The 20,402-nt window shown below is 39.4% G+C and carries 12 protein-coding genes; 4 read left to right on the forward strand and 8 right to left on the reverse strand.

Features of this window, described 5'->3' with window-relative positions:
- Positions 1–6 precede the first annotated feature (6 nt).
- Together CH352_RS01030 and CH352_RS01035 are read right to left on the reverse strand one after the other, a co-directional pair.
- A complete protein-coding gene (locus CH352_RS01030) occupies positions 7–453 on the reverse strand; it encodes a holo-ACP synthase (protein ID WP_100706564.1) in 447 nt (148 codons plus the stop codon).
- A complete protein-coding gene (locus tag CH352_RS01035; RefSeq protein ID WP_100706563.1) occupies positions 450–10,358 on the reverse strand; it encodes a type I polyketide synthase in 9,909 nt (3,302 codons plus the stop codon). Before CH352_RS01035 ends, CH352_RS01030 begins: the two co-directional genes overlap by 4 nt.
- A 372-nt stretch (positions 10,359–10,730) precedes the next feature.
- On the opposite strand from CH352_RS01035, the gene CH352_RS01040 reads away from it, so the two are divergent.
- Positions 10,731–11,861 carry a carbon-nitrogen hydrolase family protein gene (locus CH352_RS01040; protein WP_100706562.1) on the forward strand — a complete coding sequence of 377 codons (1,131 nt, stop codon included), beginning with the start codon at positions 10,731–10,733 and terminating at the stop codon, positions 11,859–11,861.
- On the opposite strand, the gene CH352_RS01045 is transcribed toward CH352_RS01040, so the two are convergent.
- The 5 genes from CH352_RS01045 to CH352_RS01065 all read right to left on the reverse strand — a co-directional run bounded on the left by CH352_RS01045 (position 11,858) and on the right by CH352_RS01065 (position 17,433).
- A complete protein-coding gene (locus CH352_RS01045; protein ID WP_100706561.1) occupies positions 11,858–12,274 on the reverse strand; it encodes a response regulator in 417 nt (138 codons plus the stop codon). The two genes, CH352_RS01040 and CH352_RS01045, sit on opposite strands and share 4 nt — an antisense overlap.
- The gene (locus tag CH352_RS01050; protein ID WP_100706560.1) at positions 12,271–14,178 is read right to left on the reverse strand and encodes an ABC transporter ATP-binding protein; all 1,908 of its coding nucleotides are present in this window, start codon (positions 14,176–14,178) and stop codon (positions 12,271–12,273) included. The genes CH352_RS01045 and CH352_RS01050 overlap by 4 nt, the downstream gene beginning before the upstream one ends.
- 5 nt (positions 14,179–14,183) lie before the next feature.
- Positions 14,184–14,762: an anthranilate synthase component II gene (locus CH352_RS01055; protein ID WP_100706609.1), complete on the reverse strand. Its 579-nt coding sequence runs from the start codon at positions 14,760–14,762 to the stop codon at positions 14,184–14,186.
- Positions 14,759–16,183 (reverse strand): anthranilate synthase component I, encoded by a 1,425-nt coding sequence (gene trpE / locus CH352_RS01060; protein WP_165780170.1) that lies wholly within the window; start codon positions 16,181–16,183, stop codon positions 14,759–14,761. Before trpE ends, CH352_RS01055 begins: the two co-directional genes overlap by 4 nt.
- A gap of 86 nt (positions 16,184–16,269) precedes the next feature.
- Positions 16,270–17,433, reverse strand: coding sequence for an acyl-CoA dehydrogenase family protein (locus CH352_RS01065; protein WP_100706559.1), 1,164 nt, complete (start codon positions 17,431–17,433; stop codon positions 16,270–16,272).
- Between the two features lie 444 nt (positions 17,434–17,877).
- Between CH352_RS01065 and CH352_RS18970 the strand changes: the two genes are divergently transcribed.
- Entirely contained in the window at positions 17,878–18,051 is a 174-nt protein-coding gene (locus tag CH352_RS18970) for a hypothetical protein (RefSeq protein WP_165780169.1), read from the forward strand.
- A gap of 311 nt (positions 18,052–18,362) precedes the next feature.
- Here the strand turns inward: CH352_RS18970 and CH352_RS01070 are convergent, their stop codons facing one another.
- The gene (locus tag CH352_RS01070; RefSeq protein WP_100706558.1) at positions 18,363–19,211 is read right to left on the reverse strand and encodes a patatin-like phospholipase family protein; all 849 of its coding nucleotides are present in this window, start codon (positions 19,209–19,211) and stop codon (positions 18,363–18,365) included.
- Between the two features lie 122 nt (positions 19,212–19,333).
- Between CH352_RS01070 and cutA the strand changes: the two genes are divergently transcribed.
- Entirely contained in the window at positions 19,334–19,651 is a 318-nt protein-coding gene (gene cutA / locus CH352_RS01075; RefSeq protein WP_100706557.1) for a divalent-cation tolerance protein CutA, read from the forward strand.
- Positions 19,652–19,745: 94 nt separating this feature from the next.
- Positions 19,746–20,360 carry a hypothetical protein gene (locus CH352_RS01080; protein ID WP_100706556.1) on the forward strand — a complete coding sequence of 205 codons (615 nt, stop codon included), beginning with the start codon at positions 19,746–19,748 and terminating at the stop codon, positions 20,358–20,360.
- Positions 20,361–20,402: the final 42 nt, after the last annotated feature.

Genomic DNA, 20,402 nt, shown 5'->3' on the forward strand with positions numbered 1-20,402 from the left:
TTTCTCCTAAAATATCAGGAGGACTTCGGAAAATGCATAATCCCCCGTATGACTAATGCTCAACCGGATCGAATTCGGTTTTAAGTTGTTTAGATAAGTTTCAAAGTTTCCGTAAAAACGAAAATAGGGACGGCCATAATCGTCGTTACGTATCTCTATTTCTGAATAATTTACATTTAGATCAGGTTTTTGAAATAAACGATATCCGTCCAGGGCCTTGATCAATGCCTCTTTCGCTGCGTATCTTCCTGCAAAAAAACTTGCTCTTTGGTTTTCGGGTTTTGACTGGGCCTTCTTTCTTTCCCAATCCGTAAAAGTGATCTTAAAGAAGAAGGTCGCCTTATCCTGTAAACTTTCCTGGAACTCAGGAATGAAAGTAAGATCCACTCCAACGGAAGCAGAAGGGCTGGTAATGGATTCAAAACTAGGGAGAGGTTGTGATTCTAATTTCATTCTTTCTCTCCTTGTTTTGATCTGTATCCTGCATCCAATAAGATACCGGTTTCTTCTTCCTGGAAGTAGGACTTAGTATGTCTTTCATACAAAGGTTTTCCTAAGCCCATTCTGATCTCATGGTATCTGTTTCGATTTCTGATCTCTCTTTTTCTTCTTAACTTGAGATAGGTCTCTCTTTGCGCCGGAGTGAGTGCGGCCAAAAAATAATCGGAATGAACGAAAAGGCAAAGTGCTCCTACATGTCCGAAGCCTAAGGTGGTTAACATTCCTGCTTTTATATTATGTTTACCGAATGGAATACTTTCATCGGTAAACGTGATGAACTGATAATCGTTCATATCAGGATCAACTTCTTCGAGGTTTCTATTTCCGGTTACGACACCTTCTTCTAAAGTCTGTAATATCCCAATAGTTTGCCAGGCGGCGGCTCCTCCTTTGGAATGTCCTGTAAGCGATTTTTGAGAAACTACAGGCAGTAGATTTCCCGGACTTCTTCCTAATTTAGATAGTAAATTATACAATAATTTGTTTTCATTCTTATCGTTTGCTTTTGTAGAAGTGTCGTGTTTGTAGGCTACTCCTATATCATCTGCGGTAAGTCCGAATGCAGATAACGCGTTTCTTAATGGAGATTTTTCTTTTTCGGATTCAGCTCCTAAGGATAAAAGTCCGAGTCCAGGTGCAGGAATAGAAGCTTGGATCCCATCTGTTTTAGAACCTGCGTAAGCTAAAATTCCATAAACAGGAAGTCCGGCTTCGAGCGCTATGTCTGCTCTTGCAAGTAAAACGACTCCTCCACCTTGTGCCTCTACGAATCCGCCTCTTCGGATATCGTTGGGGCGGCACATTCCTTTTGGATCGATTCCTTGTTCCAACATTTCCACACTACTTGCAGTAGCTTGCATGTCTCCGAATCCAACTAAACTTTCCATCGCGAAATCGTCGAAGGCACCAGCCAACATAAAGCCTGCTTTTCCTTCTTTGATCAAACTCGCAGCCATTTCTAGGGATATTCCCGCAGTGGCGCAAGCTGCGACTGGAGTTTGGACGGGACCGTAACCTCCTACATAAGAGGTGAGTGCCCAAGCTGTCGTAACGTTGATGAGAGATTCTTGGAGTGCGTCATGTTGTCTTTCCTTTCCAAGTAAGAAGTCATGAAACATTCTTTTGAGTTTTCCCATTCCCCCCATGCCTGAGCCGACTGTGGAGCCGACGAGTCCCGGATGTAGGAACTTATACAATTCCATAGGTTCCATTCCGGAGCGTAAGAATGCTTCGCATGTGCAGTAAAGATTATATACTGTGATTGGGTCTACTTGAGCAGTCAGATCTTTGGTCAGTCCGTATTTAGCCGGATCCCAGCCTTTAGGAATTTGTCCTGCGACTTTCCTATTGAAGTCGGAAGCTTTTCTTGCTTTGATGGTGCTTCCTTTTTTTCTTCTCACGAACCATTTATCTTTTTCGACATCGTGGTAGACCTCGGTAGCTTCCGGTTCTGCTTTCTTAAATTCTTCCGCTTCTTTTGAGTTGGAAACAGGTATGAAGAAGTCCTCTTCCAATACTACGTCCACAAAGGAGAATAACGTGGATGGATCGAAACCCACGCATTCTTTATCTATTATACGGATCCCAGTATGAGTTAAGATTTTTTCTTCGTATTTGGATTTGATTTCCCATTCCGCGACGGCTTCTCCTGTTTCGGAATCAGTCCAACTTCTTCCTTTATCCGCAGCTTGGTATTTAATGAATCCCATCATCCAAGCAAGCTCCAGTGCGGCTTCTAAGGAGAGTGTCCCGGATTTTTCCAACTCCCACCTGGTCATTGAACTGCCTGCAGGTCCGACTTCCGCGAAACCGACTACACATATTGTTTTAGATAAATCTAATTCTTTTAAATGCCCTATCTCATTCAGTTTAGCTTGAGAAGGAATAGAAGGATACTTATACACTTCCTTAGGTAAAAATTCTCGTGTATGAGTTTCTCGTTTTTCTAAAAAGATTTTGTTCTTTAGCGCGAAGGTTTCCTTTTTGATCTTTGCTTCTGAGAGAATATCTGCGCGGATCTTTCCTAAAGTTTTTCCTAGATCGGTTTGAGAATCTAAACCACCTGTGAAATTTGCCTTAGTGATTTGTTCGGAAGAATGGAATACACAACTATGGATCAGATTTCCTAAAAGAAGTCCCATCTCTCTTCTGGAAAATGTAATCACTCCTGATTTTTCTTCCAATGCTTGGGCGACAAGATCGTTCGCCTCCATGAGACCTGTTCCTCTTACCCAACCGATCACACACCCGTGGATCCTTGTATGTTTTCCCCAATCGTTTTCTTCCGAGAATTTTTTGCGGAATAAAGTCTCAAGACCTAATTTAGTTTCCGCATACATTCCATCTCTTCCGAAGATACCATGGTTCGGTGAAAGAGGTAATATTACATGAAGTGGAGAAGTTTCCGTAGGTGTATTCTTTACTTTTCCAAGCGTGCCTATCAGTTTTTCTACACCGAGCAACATGACTCTCAAAGATGTCAAAGAAGAATCATCTAATTGTGATCCCGTATTTTCTTCTCCGACCGCACCGAATGGAATTAAAACATCCGGCTCCCAATCTTTTTGGATTAACCATTCGGACAAAGATCGTATGTCTTCAAAAGACCCTTGAGAGAAAGGAACTAGGGAGAGAGAAGCACCTTTGGCTCCGTACTTTTGGAAGATTCTTTTATAAAACTTAACTTTTTCAGAAGAATAAGAAGTGGTTGTTAGGATAATATCCGCTCCGCCTGCGAGCAGAACGAATACTGTCTCTAACGCGATGGAATTTGGACCTCCACCTGTTACTAAAACTTTCAAACCTGAGAAAGAGATTCCTTCCTCGGAAGAATTCGTAATAGAGTTTAGAATGGACTCTGTCTCTTTTTGGTCGTTACTCCAGCTTCCTCCCTGGTCTTTGCTTGTTCCGATGGAAATTTTACCTTGGAAGAAATCCTTTAATTTAGTAGAATATTCTACTTCTTTAAAGTTTAAATTACCTTCGTTCGAGATTTCTAATTTAGGACGTAATACAGAGTCTTCTGCTTGGAAGATTGGTTTTCTGTTTTGATCCCATTTAGAAGAGAGAGATCTTAAATATTCTCTTTTAAATTCTAGATTCTTCTTTTCTTCCGGGAATTGGATTTTGTCTTTTTCCAGAATTTGGTCCCAATATTCTAAAATCTGAGATATTAGGGGAGAGGCATGATTCGCAAAATACTTTTCTTCGTCCGAACTGAAACTGTTTGCGGCTCCAATTCTAAGTTTAGTTAATCCTTGCAAAAGTTTTTTCTTTGCCCATTGTTCAGAATTAGAAAAACGAACAATTTTCTTTTCTTCAAATAATGAAGAAGGTGCAGCCTCTGCTTGGATCTTTTGTCTAGCTTCTTGTAGGACATTCAGATCTTTAATTAAGAATTCTGCAAATGGATCTTCTCCTATAAGTCTGGACTGAAAGTTTTTGAGCGCTTTTCCGAAAATCCCTTCCGCTCCAAAATACTTTCTTTCCAATTCTTCCAAAGCGGCTGCGTCTACTTTTGCACCTCCGCTTGATCCTGAATTTTTCGAAGAAAGTTTTCCGATCCGTATTCCTTTAGATTGAGCAAACAGATCGACTGCTTTATCCAACCATTTGGATGCGTCTTTTGAATTTCCTATCCGTGCGTTTAATGGGATGGAACTCAAAGCGCCTTTTCGTAATGACTCTCCTTCTCTTACATACAAAGGAAGAAAAATACTAACTGCGAAAATTCCGGAAGTACTTAAACCTCTTTCTTCTTTCAAATATTTAAAGACTTCCGTTCTACCAAAATCAGGAGGAAAAAATTTCTTCAAAGTTTCTTCGAAAGAAGTTCTGAGATATGGCCCCGGTTGTGTGTATGCAGATTGATCTTCTAGAGATTTTACCAGATCTTTTAAGGATTTTTCATGAGCCCCTTCCAAACTTGTGGTCTTGAATTCAGCGCCTAAATCCGCCATCACTTGATTTCGTTTGGAAGAATTTCCTCCGAATAGAGTATCAATGTTTTCATCTTCCGAAATTTCTTCCGATCTAATCCCCGCTTTTAAAGAAAGTAATACGAATAATGCATCTTTCTTCGTAAGATTGACGGATGCTTCTTCTCCGCCAAATTGCTGGGATTCTTGAACGGCTTCTTGGATTTGAGTTGGTGCAGTTTTAACTTCTAGTTTTTCAATCGGAGTATCTATTGAAGCAGATTCTGGGATTTCTCGAAGTTTGGAAAATTCTGCAGATTCACAATCTTCTAATTCTGAAAAGACTACATTTCGATTTTCTTCTATATGCAGAATATCGAATGAAGAAGGATCCGAAACTTCTCTCAGAGTCTGCCTTGCCATACCTGCAAGATCCCCTCTGGCTCCAAGGTCGATCAATTTTCGGACTTTAAGGTCTTGGAAAAATTGGTTCTGGGTTTTGATCCATTGCACAGGCATTGCAAACTGATATGCAAGTAATTCGATCAGAAGGATCCTTCTAAGTTCTTGGTTAGAAATTTTTCGATCTTCTTTTAGGATTTTTTCTAAGATTGGACTTCCGGAAACTTCCCAGACATACTTTATAAATTCTTTATCGATAGAGAATGGTTTGGCAACAAGGTTAGGAATATATTTGCCATCTAATTCTTCAAAACCGGATATCTCAGGAACATTTGCCTCTAAAGTTTTTCTGAATTCAGCAACCCCGTTTACTAGAACTCTGGAATGGAAAGGTACATCTATTCCTTCCAAGCGAATTGTAGTTTTTTTGCCTCTTACGATTTCCTTAAACCGATTTTCCATTTCGGTAAGGGCCTTGAGATCTCCTGTTACGGAATATTGTTTGTCTCGGATGTTTAAGTTGACGACTTCTAAAGGAAGACCTGTTTCTTCCTTTATTTGGGCAACAACTTTTAAAATCGTCTCTTCATCTAAACCTACATGACGATTTCCTAATACTACACTCATCCCGAAAGGACTTCTTCCTTCCTTATCCCTCGGAACAAGGCTTTGCATGGTAAGCCCTCTTCCATACACGATACGGATAACGTTTTCTAACCCTAAAAATCCTCTTGCGGATAGAGCGGAGAATTCTCCGAGAGAATGTCCTGCAAACGGAGCTTCTTGATCTAAGAATCCTCTCTCTTTCAGGATTTCCCAATCCGCTATAGATTTAGTGACTAAAGCCACTTGTGTAAATTGAGTAAGATGAAGAACGCCCTTAGGATGATTCCAAATTTTCTTTCCTACTTTTAATACTGTCGGATTGTCTTGTACAATTTTTAAAAGAGAGAAGCCTAACTCATCTATAGTAGTATTTTCAGCTCTTTGCCAAACATTTCTGGCTTCCGGAAATTCATCTCTGAGTTTCATTCCCATTCCTTGGGATTGGGAACCTTGGCCTGTAAATACGTAGCCGGTTTTTTTAGGAGAAACGATCGCTTTCGCACTTAACTTTCTTTCTCCATTTCGATTTTCCAAACTGACCGAAAAAATTTGAGATCCTTTCTTTTGTGAAATATGAACTGCTTCTAAAAGTAGTTCTTCTCCTAAATATACAGGAGCTTCGAATGTTTCCTCAAAAGACGATAATCTGGATGGATCTCCTAGGCAGACATCCATTACGATTTGTTTAATCACTCTGGAAGAAGTCCATAATCCGTGAACTATCCTGTCCTTCCAGCCGGCGTATTTTGCAAAATCGATATCTGTATGGATCGGATTCGTATCTCCGGAAGCCGCAGAATATTCGCTCATGTCAGACGGAGCATAGAATATTTCGGAAATAATCTTGTAAGGTTTCGTAATTGGGGTTTCCGAATCTGCTTCCGTAAGACTGGAGAAGAATCGATCCAAGGATGTAGGAATTCCTACTTGAACTTCTTCTTCTAATTTGAATTTTCCCCATTCTTCAAAATGTGAGCCTGAAACTTTTTCGATCTTTCCTTCAATTGTATGAAGTTCTTGGTTTGTTCCCAAATGTAGAACGAGACGGTTGGCAGAAGTGAATTTTAATTTAGATCCGATTGAGTTTGATTCTTGCTCTTCTTTTTTGTAAATCCATGGGATAGAATTTAGGAGATTAGATTCAGCTTCAGATTTTATCAGAATACTTTTTTCGAAAGGTAAAGAATCGAATTCTTCGAATTTAGAATAAACATCTCGGATCAAAAATCCGGTTTGGAAAGAACAGATCTTCTTTCCTTCTTTTGAGATCTCACCCAAGATCTGGATCTCTTGTCCGGAACCTAATTTGCGGACTTTTGCAAGTCTTGCCTTGGATCTTAGTTTATCTCCTGGGACCAATTCATTTGTTTCTTTTTCCCATTGGAAATTTTGTGAAAAGTGAAGAAGCCTAAAGAGATCCTTATTTTCTAATGTAAATAATGGTGAGAGAAGAACCTTCCAAGCAAAGGCTGTACTCATCCCGAGAGGTGGATTGGGATCCGATTTAAGATCTGTCCTTCTTAGTTCTCCGATTGCTTTACGGAAACTTAAAATAGATTCTTTATCGATTATGATCTCGGATTCTAATTCTTGTGAAATATTTTTGGAAGATTTTAGATCTATATTTTGGTCCAGTCCCCATGTTTTTAGATATAGGTCTAAGCCGGATTTTTCTCTGAATAGGAGATCTTCTTCTATGAATACTCCTAATTTTTTTCCAGCGCTAAACTTTCTCTGGAAAGGGATCGCAGTCCCATCCTTAGGATCGTAGAAATAAAGTTTTAATTCTGCAGAGTCTTTTTCCGAAAGTTTTAACTCTACTTTTAATTTGCTTTCTTCCCAAACTTGGATCAGTAGCAATTCTTCCGAATCGCTTGTTTCCCAGATGAATTTTCTGCCGATCCTTGGCTCAAAGAATAGTTTTAGATCGGATGCAGTTTGTCCGATTTTAGGTGATTTTAGAACGGCATTTAGAAAACCTTTGCCTAATTCCGCTAAACGGACGATCCAATCATTCGGAGTTATATCAAGGTGTTCAAAAATATAGATCGAGTTGTTTCTGATTTGCTCCTCAGGGAATAAATCTAAAATATTTTTTCCTTGAGTATCCTGATCAAATAGATCTTCCCAATTGATCTTTTTAGGTTTAGAATTTTCTAAACTTACGTGTAAAAAGTTTTGAAAGATAGAAGAGATTGGCTCGTTCGCCATATGAATTCCTTTGATCGCTTTTGGCCCAGGGATCCACGCGCAGGAATCAGGCTCTATGTTTACACAATGAGAATACCAAAGAGAATCGGAACGTATCCACTTTACTAAGTCTTCATCTATAACCGGGATAAAGTTTACCGGTTTACCTGGTCTTTTACAAACATCGAAGAAGAATATAATATCTTCAGGTAAGATAAGAATTGTATCTGCGTTTTTATATCTGGTCTTCCATTCAAGTATAAAAACATTTGGATCAAATTCAGATCCTATTTTCTCTATTATAGAATTTTGATCTGTTGGATCCGAGATCCGTGATTCAAACCTCTGAACTAATTCAGTAAATCTGTTTCTAAAACTTTTATCTATAAAAGGATGATCCGGCCAATTCCCCTCCGGAGGAATTAATCTTTGTCCAGGACAGGTTAGCTCTAAATATCTAGAAAGAATTTGAGTATAACTCATCTCTTCTAAATCACCGAAGAAAGGTTTTACAGTGGAGTTAATAAGTGAGACTAATTCTTTCTTTTTGGATAGAACTGCTTTTTTGGCTTCTTCGGTTTCCTTCCCTTTCGTAAGTTCTTCCGCAAGGGAAGAAAGTTTAGTCCAAGTATTTTCTGCGTAATAAATATCAGCGCCTAATCCCGATTTACCTGAGATCACTCCGCCTGCGTTCTTTCCTTCTTGAGTGGTTTTCCAATTCTCGGATCCTGATACCTCGACTAACGCTTGTTTAATTTTTTCTGATGTAGCACATTCTTTGGCTGCCATGAGTCTTGTGCCTAGGAACACCGCGTCTACAGGCATCGGATTTTTCCCTGCCCAGTTTCCGAACAACCAAGACTTGGAATCTTGAGCCTCAGCAATTCCTCCGCCGACTGCCAATGCAATGTTTTTGCAATCTCTGATCTCGCTATAAGTAGAGCGGACCAATTCTTCTAAATCCTCCCAGCTATGGTGACCTCCTGCCGCGCCACCTTCTATCTGCATTAAGATTTTTGAATTTGGTATTTGTTTTGCAATGGAGATAACTTGTCGGATCTGTTTTTTTGTTCCGGGTTTGAAAGAGTTCAGCCATATTCCATGAGATTCGAAATCTTTTAGTATTCGAATTGCTTCTTCAGTTTCTGGAATACCTGCGGAGATAGTAACTCCTTCGATAGGAGCTCCCTCACTTTTGAGTTTTTTTACTAATGGAACTTGCATATTCCATAAATAAGCATCTAGGTATAACAGATTGATGACTATGCCTAGTCCTGGAGGTAATTCTTTTCGAAATACTTCCATTCTTTTTCGCAATAATTCTTCAGTTACTTGTCCACCACCTGCCCATTCTACCAAGTATCCATCTTTAGCCGCAGCGATGACTATTCCAGGTTCAACCGTAGAAGGAGTCATGCCTCCTCCAAAGATCGGAGCTCTTCCTGTCCAAACAGAATAATCGTTTTTTAAAAAAACTTTTCCGTTCGGAAGTTCTACTGTTTCCGGTTGGAATTCTTTCCATGATTTAGGAAATTCTAAATTAGCTTCTTTCGTAAAAGATCTATAGGATTCTGATTTGCTTAAATTCCGAGTAAGATAGGATTTACCTTTAAGGATAGGAGAGCATAATTTTTCTGCATCGACTCCTGGCCCGAATGAGATGAGTAAAATTTTAGCTTCTTCCTTTTCTAAGGATCCTAAACAGATTTCCCAATCTAAAGGTTCCGCCACCGTCATTCTAGATAATGCAAGTGCAAGATCCGACTCTGTTCTGAGATCTCTTCCGTCTCTGGTATCGTATAAAGGAATTCTTAGATCGGATTGTTTTGGATTGAATCCGATTCTTTTGACATCTTCTTCTAAAAGTATAGGAACTCTCCTCAATAGAGGGCTATGAAATGGAGCGGAAATTTTGAGAAATGTCCAAGATTCGAGATTTGGGAAGCTATTATTAATAAGGAAACTTCTGAACTCTAACAAAGACTCAGGAGATCCGCAGACGACTCGAGCCTTCGGTCCATTCTTCAAACCTAGATATACAGTATCTTCTGCACTTCGGCTTGAATTAAATTTTTCTAATTCTTCCACTAATAACGTATCGTTTTCCGATTTTAAGGCTGCCATCGGGGATGCGATCTCATCCGGTTTCAAAAACCTTTTCGCGGAAATATCTAATTCTAAAATTGGAAATTCTTCTTGGACTCGAATTCCTAAGCTAATTAGGTTTCTGAGTATTAATGATAAATTTTTTAAGAATGTAGTTTTATCAGGAGAAGAAGATAATAAGAATCCTGCATATACTCCTTGGGAATGACCGAATATACCTGAAGTTTCGTTAAATAGTGCCTCCCAATTCGATTCGTCTTGGAGAACTCTGTATAATGCGGAAGCTTGAGCTAAGAAGATAAGTGGAATACTATAAGAACAATTCTTTAAGATAGAATGATCCGGAGTCAATTCAGGTTGATCCAACCAATCCTTTAAATGAAAGCCTAAAGGCAACGATCCTATAAGTCTATCCTTATGGATTGCTTTACATTCTTCCTCGATAGAAGTGAAGACGGTTTGCCAAAATTCTGAATGAGCATGGCCTTCTTCATAGAAAGAGCGTAGTTCAGGAATAGGATCTATACCTTGCCCAGCGAAGGTTACAAATGTCTTAGCAGATTGAGTGGAAAGATTTTTAAAGATAGTTGATACTTGCTCAGAAGATAAAGCTCCGCTTGAATAATTCGTTTTCATATATTAGCCCTTCCATTTTTATTTTTTTCATTTACTAAGATTTCATTTGAAATGGAAAAGTTTACGTTTTGATTTCAAGAAAAAAATTTTTTACGCTTAATAAAATGAAAATCATAATTTGCGAACGCTGTTTTGTGATATGTAACAAATGCTATATGTATCTATTTTCCTATTTTATAATATGAATGTATAAATATTATGCTGATGAACATTCGTTAGTTAAATAAGTTAGTTAACATTCGTTCGTTAATTATGTTTGATCATTGTTTAAGATTGTTTACAATAGTGTTTGAAATGTTAAAATAAATAAACGTTTGTTTATTATATATTAATAAAATATAAAGTAATTTTAGTATATAAAAAAGAGGTTGTATGAAGAGATATTCGATTTATGCCATTCTGTTATTAGTTTGTGCATATTTGATCTGGGCTTATTCTTTTTTAGGGAATTCTTCTGAGGAGAAGGCTCTTGAGATAAGTTCTTACTCTTTTGGAAACGATTCTGGCAAAGGGAACTTGATAGGAGTGGAGCCTTTTATGATTCCTGGTGATTATTCGAATCAGAATAGGTTCTTGGAAAAGACTGAATCTTATTTTAAAAATGCGAAACAATTAGGATGGATAACTGATAAGACAATTTTCGTTTTTCCTGAGTATTATGGCACTTGGCTGGTTGTTTCTGGTGAAAAATCATCTTTATATACTTCCCCAGATCTGCAATCTGGAATGATTTACTTCATTCTTCGAAATCCTTTTTCGTTTTTATATTATCTTCTCGCCTCTAAAGAAAATGATAAAGTTCAGGCTGCTATATTTAAGATCAAAGCAGAAGAGATGAAGGAGATCTATGAGAGTATCCTCTCCGCACTTGCTAAAAAGTACCAAGTCACAATCTTGGCTGGCTCTATTGTATTACCTTCTCCTTCTGTTCAAAAAGGGAAAATTGTTTTAGGTCCTTCTTCTTTATTTAATACAAGCTTTGTATTTGGAAAAGATGGTTCTGTTTTAGGCGAGCCGATTCGTAAAAAGTTTTTAACAGAAGAGGAGAAACCATTCTTAGATTCCAATTTGAGACCCGGAACTGTCATAGATACTCCTGCAGGAAGAATGGGAGTTTTAGTTTGTGCAGACTCTTGGTATCCTGAATCTTATTCGAATTTGAAAGAGTCTGGTGCGGATTTTATTGCTGTTCCTTCTTATATCAATCGAGGAAAAACTTCAGTTTGGGATCAGTCTTGGGCGGGATATAATGGAGCAAAAAATCCCTCTGATGTAGATCCAAAGGATATTGGAAAGATTACAGAAGGGCAGGCCTGGAAAAAATACGCATTGGAAACGAGGGCTGCCCGATCCGGATTTAAGAGCGGAATCAATGTATTTTTGCAGGGGAAACTTTGGGATCTGGAATCAGACGGCCAGGCTTTTATTTTAAGAAATGGAAAGCCGGAAACCGTTTCGGTTTCCGAGCATAATAAAAATAGAATGTATAATCTTTGGCTTTAGGACTTCAGTTTACTTAAAAAATCTGAGAAAACTCCGCTCGTAGGGAGAAGTATAACTTCTCCTTTTTTTAAAGGGACCTTGGGTACCATATATTCTATTCCTGCAAACCAAGGAAGGAAATATTTGCTAATTGCCATTACGCCTGAAACATCGAATCCAGTAGTGGCGATTACCTTAATTCCCTCGAATCCATCTTGATAGATCCTGCGGATCATCCAAAGACCAGAGGTCTGAGTTTCCATTGTGATATCGGTGATGACTGCTTTGAGTTTATGTTTGTTCGCAAGGTAAAGGTCCCAGCCTTGAGATGCATCTATGGCGCGAAGGACTTCGCATCCATTTTCTTGGAGATAAGTTTTGAGATTATTTGCATAGCGATCATTGTCGTCGACTACAAGAACTAATGGTTTCAAGGCAGCATCCCCGCTCCTGCGTATTGGTTGTCTGTAAGTTTACGATAAAGACCGTTTTTCTCCATTAAAGAAGTATGATTTCCTTCTTCTACAATTCTTCCGTTGTCCATAACTAATATGCGCGGAATGTCTTTGATAGTGGAAAGTCTATGTGCGATCACGAATGTAGTGCGATTAGCGAATAATCTACGAAATGCATCGCTGACTAATCTTTCGGATTCTGCGTCTAATGCGGAAGTGGCTTCGTCTAAGATCATAATTTCAGGATCTCTTAATAAGGCTCTTGCGATCACTAACCTTTGCCTTTGGCCACCTGAAAGATTTAAACCTCTAACTCCCAAGATACTATCGTATCCATTGTCCATTTGTTTGATAAAGTCATGAGCGTGAGCAAGCCTTGCTGCTCTGATCACATCTTTTCTACTCGCTCCCGGTTTTCCATAAGCGATATTATCTGCAACTTTTCCGTGGAATAAAAATATGTCCTGAGTTACGATCCCGATCTTATTACGTAGATCCGCAAGAGATAGATCTTTGATATTTTGATTATCAAACTCGATCGATCCAACGCTTGGGTCAAAAAATCTTGGAATTAAATCCATCAATGTGGATTTTCCACAACCGCTGGCTCCAACGATTGCGATTGTTTCTCCCACTTTTACGTTCAAGTTGATGTCTTTTAAAACTTCTGCGTTTGTTCCCGGGTAAGCGAAGTTGATCCCTTTGAATTGGATAGAGTTTGTGACTCTTTCTACTTTTACTTTTTCATCTTCGCTATGATCTTCCGTTTCTAGATCTATGATCTCGAAAATCCTTCTTCCTGCGATGATCGCTTGGGAAATTTTTCCTACCATCTGTGATAGCTGTGTTAATGGGCGGAGAAGGAAAAGAAGAGTGAGAAGGAAAACCATGAACTGTCCTACTGTGAATGGAGAGCCCACGTTACCTGCGAGAATGTATCTTGCGCCTAAAGCAAAAAATCCAAGAGCTACTAATGAAGAAGTTAGCTCCACTAAGCTCGGAGCAATTTGTAAATAATACTGCCCTTTAAAATTTCTACGATAAACGTTCTGATTGATCTTCTGGAATTTTTCCTTCTCGTATTTCTCTGTATTAAAAACACGGATCACTTTAATTCCGGAAATCATTTCTTGTAGATTTGCGTTTAGATCGGCCAGCTTCTCTTGGAATCTTTCAGTGGATCTTGTGATCTTTTTAGTGAATAAGGTCACCGGAAGAATGATCAAAGGGACAGTTCCACACGCGATAAGAAGAAGTTCCGTATTCAGATAAAGTAATACTAAAAGGTGAGTGATCACATAGAAAAAATTGATCGTAGCATCTCTAAAGTTAGAAGAGATAACTGCTGCCACCACTTCTACATCGTTGATGATCCTACTCATCAAAAGCCCTGTTTTTTCCTTAAAGAAAAAGGTAAGAGGGAGCATTTGGTTCTTCTCAAATAATTCCTGACGTATATCCCTGACGGCCCAATAACCGGCTGTCGCAAGACAATACACAGAAGCAAGATACGTGATCAGTTTGAGCCCATACAAAGGAAGGATCAAAAGGCAAACTGCCCAAACAACTTCCTTAGGCTCCATATACTTAGTGCGTCCGTTAGACCATCTTTTGACGTCGATAAGTACTTTCTTAGCTCTTTCTACGGGGTTTAAGCGGATCTCTAAGTTGGATTCTTCTTTAGTGATGATCTCTTGTTCTGCTTCTGTGAATTCAAATTGGAAGCGAGTGTTAGGATCCGCTGCCATAGTATCGAAAAGGGGAATGATTGAAGTTAAGGAGACTGCGTTTAATATAGCAGTCAGAAGTGCGAACGCGATACCTAATGAAAATCTGTACTTATAACGTACTGAATAACTCATTAAGCGGAAAAAAATTTTCATTTGGTTTATGCTTCTGAAACGATTCGAGAAAAGTTTCTCACCAGTTCCAATCCGTCTTGGGTCATGATAGATTCCGGATGGAATTGAACTCCGTATAAATGAGGTTTTGTTTTATGTCGTACTCCCATGATAATGCCGTCTTCCGTCTTAGAGGAAATTTCTAAAACGTCAGGAAGACTTTCAGGTTGGATCACAAGAGAATGATATCTGGTAGCTAAAAAAGGAGAAGGCAAGGACTTATAAATATCCTTACCATCATGTTCTATCAAGCTTACTTTACCGTGCATGATATTTGGAGCGTTTACGATCTTTCCACCATGAACTAAACCAATTGCTTGGTGACCTAAACATACACCTAAGATCGGTAATTGTCCTGCTAGTTCCTTTAAAATATCGATACAAACTCCTGAATCTTCAGGACGTCCTGGACCTGGACTTAATACGATCCCTTTTGGAGCCAATTTTTTGATCTCGCTCAGATCAATCTTATCGTTTCGAAAAACTTCTACTTTATTGCCGATCTGAGAAAAATACTGATACAGATTGTATGTAAAAGAATCGTAATTATCTACGAGAAGGATCATCTGTTCCATTCTCCTTTCAATCCGTTTCTTGCAAAGTCTACCGCTCGGAGTAATGCGGCCATTTTGTTTTTGGTCTCTTCTAATTCGCCTTCTGGAGAAGAATCATAAACAACTCCACCACCTGCTTGGACAAATGCCTTCTCTCCGTAAAAAGAGATAGTGCGGATCACAATTGCCATGTCAGTATCTCCTTGGTAGGAAATATAACCTAAGGCTCCCGAATAAATTCCTCTTCTGGTCCTTTCTAATTCGTCTATGATTTCCATAGCTCGGATCTTCGGTGCGCCTGAAACTGTTCCTGCTGGAAGAGTTGCACGAAGAAGATCGTAAACAGATTTTCCTTCTTCCAAAATTCCGGAACACTGGCTTACGATATGCATAACGTGGGAATATTTTTCTATAATTTTAAAATCTTCTACTCGAACACTTCCTGCTTCGCAGACTCTACCTAAGTCGTTTCTTCCTAGGTCCACGAGCATTATATGTTCAGCGATCTCTTTGGGATCCGCTAGAAGATTTTCTTCCAAAAGTTTATCCGCTTCCGGATTCGCTCCTCTTGGTCTAGTTCCTGCAATCGGTCTTAAATAAGTTTTTCTATCCTTACATTTTACCATGATCTCTGGAGAAGATCCCACCAAGGAAATATCATCCAATTTTAGGAAATACATATAAGGACTTGGATTTACCGTTCTTAATCCGCGATATACTTGGAAAGGAGGAACACCTGGTCGGAATTCCAACTTTCTAGAAGGAACTACTTGGAAGATATCTCCAGCGTAAATATATTCCTTCGCTTTCTGGACTGCTTTCTTATAATCTTCGTCAGGAATATTAGGGATATATTCCAACTTCTCTTTGGTCTCTAAAGGATGCTTCACCCAACCGGGAAGTTCTCCTTCTCTGATCTCTTTTTCAATCGCATCAATTCTTTCTAATGTAGCTTCATAACAAGCTTTAGGATCTTCGTATTCAGAAAGACGTGCATTTACAACAATCCTTAAGAGGCGGTCTACATGATCTACTACAAGCACTTCGTCGTATAACGCGAAATATGCGTCTGGAGCAGGTTCATCTTCCGGCTTTGTATCCGGAATATTCTCATAATAACGGACAGCACCAAAAGAAAGAAAGCCTACTGCTCCTCCTTGGAAAGCTGGAAGTCGATGATCCGGAACATATTTGTCGTCTCCCATGGAATATTCCAATAGGAACAACGGATCATAAGTTATGATCTCTGTTTCAGGTTCTTTTCTTTTAGAAACATAGAATAGACCGTTCTTACCGTAGAGCAATCTGTAAGGATCTTTTCCTAAGAAGGAATTCCTACCAACATTCTCTCCGCCTTCTACCGATTCTAGAAGAAAAGAATGTTTGGCCTCGGTACCTCCCCATTTTGCAAAAAGAGACACCGGGGTTTCCAAATCCAAGAAGACTTGTTTGAAAACCGGGATTAAATTCCCGGATTTTGTTTTCTCCAGGAATTCTTCGTATGTTAAGGAAAATTCCTTCAGAGGTTCGGTCCTTCTATTCCTTTACCTTCTGTCAGGTAACGAGAAATGATCAATCTTTGGATTTGAGAAGTTCCTTCGTAAATTTGGAAAATTTTAGCGTCTCTCATCAGTTTTTCAACCGGGTATTCGGAGTTGAAACCGTAACCGCCTAATACTTGTACTGCGTCAGTCGTAATTCTCATACAAGCATCTGCGCAGAATGCTTTAGCAATAGAAGCTTGGTATGTATTTCTGAAACCGTTATCGATCAACCAGGCAGCTTGGTGACAAAGAAGTCTTCCTGCTTCTATATCTCTCGCCATCTCCGCGATCATAAAAGAGATTGCTTGGTTCTCTACGATAGGTTTGCCGAATGCAGTTCTAGTTTTAGCATATTCTAATGCATGCTCCATGGCGGCTCTTGCGACTCCAACAGCTCCGATTGCGACACCCGGACGAGTATGATCGAATGCTCCCATCGCGATCTTAAATCCTTCGCCTTCTTTGCCGATCATTTGGCTTTTGTGGACTTTCACTTCTTCGAAAGTGATCCCTCTGGTGTCGGAACATTTTTGTCCCATGTTCAATTCTTTTTTGCCAACGACCACACCTGGAGTTTTGGAACTAACTATAAAACCTGTGATACCTTTGTGGCCCGCAGCAGGATCGGTTTTAGTAAGAACGAAAAACCAATCCGCATAACCTGCGTTAGTGATCCACATCTTAGATCCGTTGATGATATACTCATCTCCAACTTTTCTTGCAGTGGTGCGGATACCTGCAACGTCAGAACCTGCACCAGGCTCGGTAACTGCATAAGCGCAGAGTTGGAATTGTTCAGTCATAGGCTGAACCCATTTTTTTAGGACTTCGTCGCTTGCTCCGATCAAAACCGGTGCTAATGCCAAGTTGTTTGCAAGGATAGCGGTCGCCATTGCGGAACAACCCCAGAATAATTCCTCTCCGATGATTGTATCATCTAACTCGGTCATTCCGGCTCCGTTATATTTTTCCGGAATATGGATATTCATTAAGCCGATTTCCCAGGCCTTTTTCAAGATCTGAAGAGGGTATTCTCCCGTTTTATCATGATGTTCCGCTTTTGGGCGGATCTCATTTTTTGCAAAATCTCTGGCAAGACCTCTGAGCGCTTTTTGATCGTCTGAAAGAGCGAAATCCATTATAACTATAACCTTAATTGGAATGAGGGTAATCAGCGGGAGACGCGATGTATGAACCCTGAGGAACAGGTTCTAAGCGGAAGGGTACCGAGTCAAGAACGTACGATTAGATTAGAAGAGATGAGAAGAATCCAGAAATCGTTTAAATGCCGAAAAGACGGCATCGGTTTTTGGATTCTCTTTTGGAAATAAATTTCATAAACGGATATAATGAGAGATAAACTCTCTTCCACTAAGACCCAAATGGGTTTTCATTTAGTTCCAGATTGCAGGTTTCAAATCCTTCTTTTAAATATGTTTCATAAAAAAAGAAGGAGGCTAAATTAGCGAAATTTTATATGAACTTTTGAATTTTGATTGTGGGCGGTCTGTACTTTTTCGGATTATCTTTTACCTTGGCCTTGGGATTTTTACCGGGGCTAAAAACAATTAAAAGGATGTTCCATGAAAAAACTAGTATTAGCGCTTACGACTCTTTCTCTCGTTGTAGCTTTCGCGCTAAGCGCGGAAGAGAAAAAAGAAGCTCCTAAAAAAGAGGAAGCAAAGAAAGAAGCACATAAGGCTGACCACAAAACTGAGACAAAAAAAGAAGCACACAAGGCTGACGCAAAAAAATAATCCCATATGGGTTTATTGACGTCGGCACTGGATATAAGAGTGCAGCGACAAAAAGGGCCTCCCGTAAAGGAGGCCCTTTTTTATTTCAATATAGCTAAAGAAGAACTCTGTATTAGTCGGTCTTCAAAAAAGGATCCGGCAAGGTTTGAGCCGCACCGGATATAAGAGTGAAGCGACGATAGGAGTCCAAGGACTCCCGTTTCTTATTCATAAGATCCTTCCCTCATTGTCAGCTATTTTTTCCTAGTTAGGTCCTTCTGCACTTTTTGATCGACTGTGCGTAATTACGGATTTTTTATCTGCTATAACATTTAGGCTCCCAATATTTGGGATTTCATAAAATGAGCGGACCTTCTTCCTAACTCTAGAGCCAATCTTCCGTTTTCCATTTTATTCGGATGAAGATAAGGAGTATTGGTCACTACTCTAATAATTTTTTTTCCGTACTTCTTAGCCAATAGTTCTTTAAGATCTTTTGTTTCGCTAGCGATCACACTCACGCAGGAATCGAATGCTCTCATTAGAATTTTATCAGAAACAGGTTTTCGGTTTTCAATATCATGGACTACGATTCTTTTGATGCTTGGATCCAAGATAAATTCTTTGATAGGTTCTGCGTCTGCAACACCTCCATCTAAAAATTCCTCTCCCTTTAGGTTTGGAATTTCGAAAAGAATGGGGAATGTCATGGATGCCATGATCATATCGATGATATTCCCTTCGGTCTTTAATTCTCTGATACCTTTGGTAAGATTAGAAACAGCGATCCCCATCTTGATAGGCATCTCGGAAATATCCTTACCTCCCAAGTAAGCTTCTAGTAAGTCCCTGATCTTTTTTCCGGAAAGGATGCCTGAATAATTTTTAAGTCCTTTTCTAAACGGTTTCAGGAACTGGCTGAAAAAATTTCCATCCCAGAAATCGCTTTTTTGCAAAGTAAGTATAAATCTTGTGATCTCTTCCGGAGGAATTCCTGCTGAAACTAAGGAACCTATCAAGGCTCCTGAGCTAGAACCTGCGATTGCTGCCGGTTTAAAACCGATCTCTTTTAGTCCAAGAGAGAAGCCGGAGTGTGCGTAAAAACCGAAAAATGCGGAATTCAAAGCCAATGCGTCATACGATTTTTTAAAGATAAGATTCGGCGATTTTTTGGAAGCCATTGCGAATTTCTTAATTCAGAGGGGGACTTTGTCCAGGATTTTACCTCAACTTTAGGGCTTTCGTTTTGTGAATTCGGAGAATCATTCTTGAAACAATTCAATTCTGGTAGTATCAATATGTGATGAGCTATCGAACTTTTTACGTCACTACGAAGAATGAGGCCGAGGCTTTAGAAATTGCAGAAACTTTAGTGAATGAAAGACTTGTTGCCTGTGCCAATTTGATCCCCGGTATGAAATCTATTTATAGATGGCATGGAAGATTAGAGCATAATCAGGAAACGGTTCTTTTGTTAAAAACTAAAGATTCCGAGGCGGAAAAAGTCGTAGCAAGAATTTCAGAGCTACATAGTTACACTGTCCCTTGTATTGTTTCCTGGGAAATCAAAGAGGCGAACCAAAAGTATTTGGATTGGATAGATTCGGAAATCGGAAAATAATTCTTTCCCTTTAAACATTCTTTTCATACATTCGGATATTTTTATCGAGTCTCTTGGTTGGAAATTCCGATAGATTCGTGACTGAGGCGGATGAATGGTAGAAAAAGCGGAAAAGTTTTGGACCTGGTTTTCCCAAAACAGCCGGTATTACACTAAACTAGATGACCTGGATGATAAAGAAAGAGATCGGCTATTGGACGATCTAATGGATCGACTCCAGGAAGTGAATTCCGAGTTTTTTTTCGAGATCGGCGGGGGAGACGAGAGCCCTCACGAATTCACAGTCGTCACTGCTGGAGACGAGGATCTCTACGCAGAGGCGGAAAGATTTGTAGACCTCGCTCCTGAAATTTCAGGCTGGGATGTATTTTCCGTAGACCAATACCAGGAAAAAGGCACGGTCATATTTCACGAAGGTTTGGAATTAGATTCAGAAGAGATCTGGTTTCTACCTTTAGAAAACACAAGTCTTCCTAAAAGTTTTGGAGTTCGGATCTGTTTCCCTGATTTTCCGAATGTAGAATCTAATCCTCATCTCAAAAAAGCAGTCGGCTTATTATTGGAAGCTCTTCTCGGTGAAGATACGTACACCAAAGAAATCGGATATTATGAGATTGGAATGCTTCCTGACGACCCTGAGGAAGAAGGATTTATAGAACTAGTAGAATTGCCTGACTATATCCAGTGGAGAAAAGAAAGAGAGGCATAAAAAAGGCGGGCAAGCCCGCCGTTAAAAAAGGGGAATGGAATC

Origin of the sequence: Leptospira hartskeerlii, from assembly GCF_002811475.1 — a bacterium.
In the GTDB taxonomy this organism is placed as follows: Bacteria; Spirochaetota; Leptospiria; order Leptospirales; family Leptospiraceae; genus Leptospira_B; species Leptospira_B hartskeerlii.

What these genes read in the sequence shown, in the direction of transcription:
- cutA (WP_100706557.1), top strand. Translation starts at nt 19,334, where the DNA reads ATGAGCTATCGAACTTTTTACGTCACTACGAAGAATGAGGCCGAGGCT.
- CH352_RS01065 (WP_100706559.1), bottom strand. Translation starts at nt 17,433, where the DNA reads ATGGATTTCGCTCTTTCAGACGATCAAAAAGCGCTCAGAGGTCTTGCC.
- CH352_RS01035 (WP_100706563.1), bottom strand. Translation starts at nt 10,358, where the DNA reads ATGAAAACGAATTATTCAAGCGGAGCTTTATCTTCTGAGCAAGTATCA.
- CH352_RS01030 (WP_100706564.1), bottom strand. Translation starts at nt 453, where the DNA reads ATGAAATTAGAATCACAACCTCTCCCTAGTTTTGAATCCATTACCAGC.
- CH352_RS18970 (WP_165780169.1), top strand. Translation starts at nt 17,878, where the DNA reads ATGAAAAAACTAGTATTAGCGCTTACGACTCTTTCTCTCGTTGTAGCT.
- CH352_RS01080 (WP_100706556.1), top strand. Translation starts at nt 19,746, where the DNA reads ATGGTAGAAAAAGCGGAAAAGTTTTGGACCTGGTTTTCCCAAAACAGC.
- CH352_RS01070 (WP_100706558.1), bottom strand. Translation starts at nt 19,211, where the DNA reads ATGGCTTCCAAAAAATCGCCGAATCTTATCTTTAAAAAATCGTATGAC.
- CH352_RS01055 (WP_100706609.1), bottom strand. Translation starts at nt 14,762, where the DNA reads ATGATCCTTCTCGTAGATAATTACGATTCTTTTACATACAATCTGTAT.
- CH352_RS01050 (WP_100706560.1), bottom strand. Translation starts at nt 14,178, where the DNA reads ATGAAAATTTTTTTCCGCTTAATGAGTTATTCAGTACGTTATAAGTAC.
- CH352_RS01040 (WP_100706562.1), top strand. Translation starts at nt 10,731, where the DNA reads ATGAAGAGATATTCGATTTATGCCATTCTGTTATTAGTTTGTGCATAT.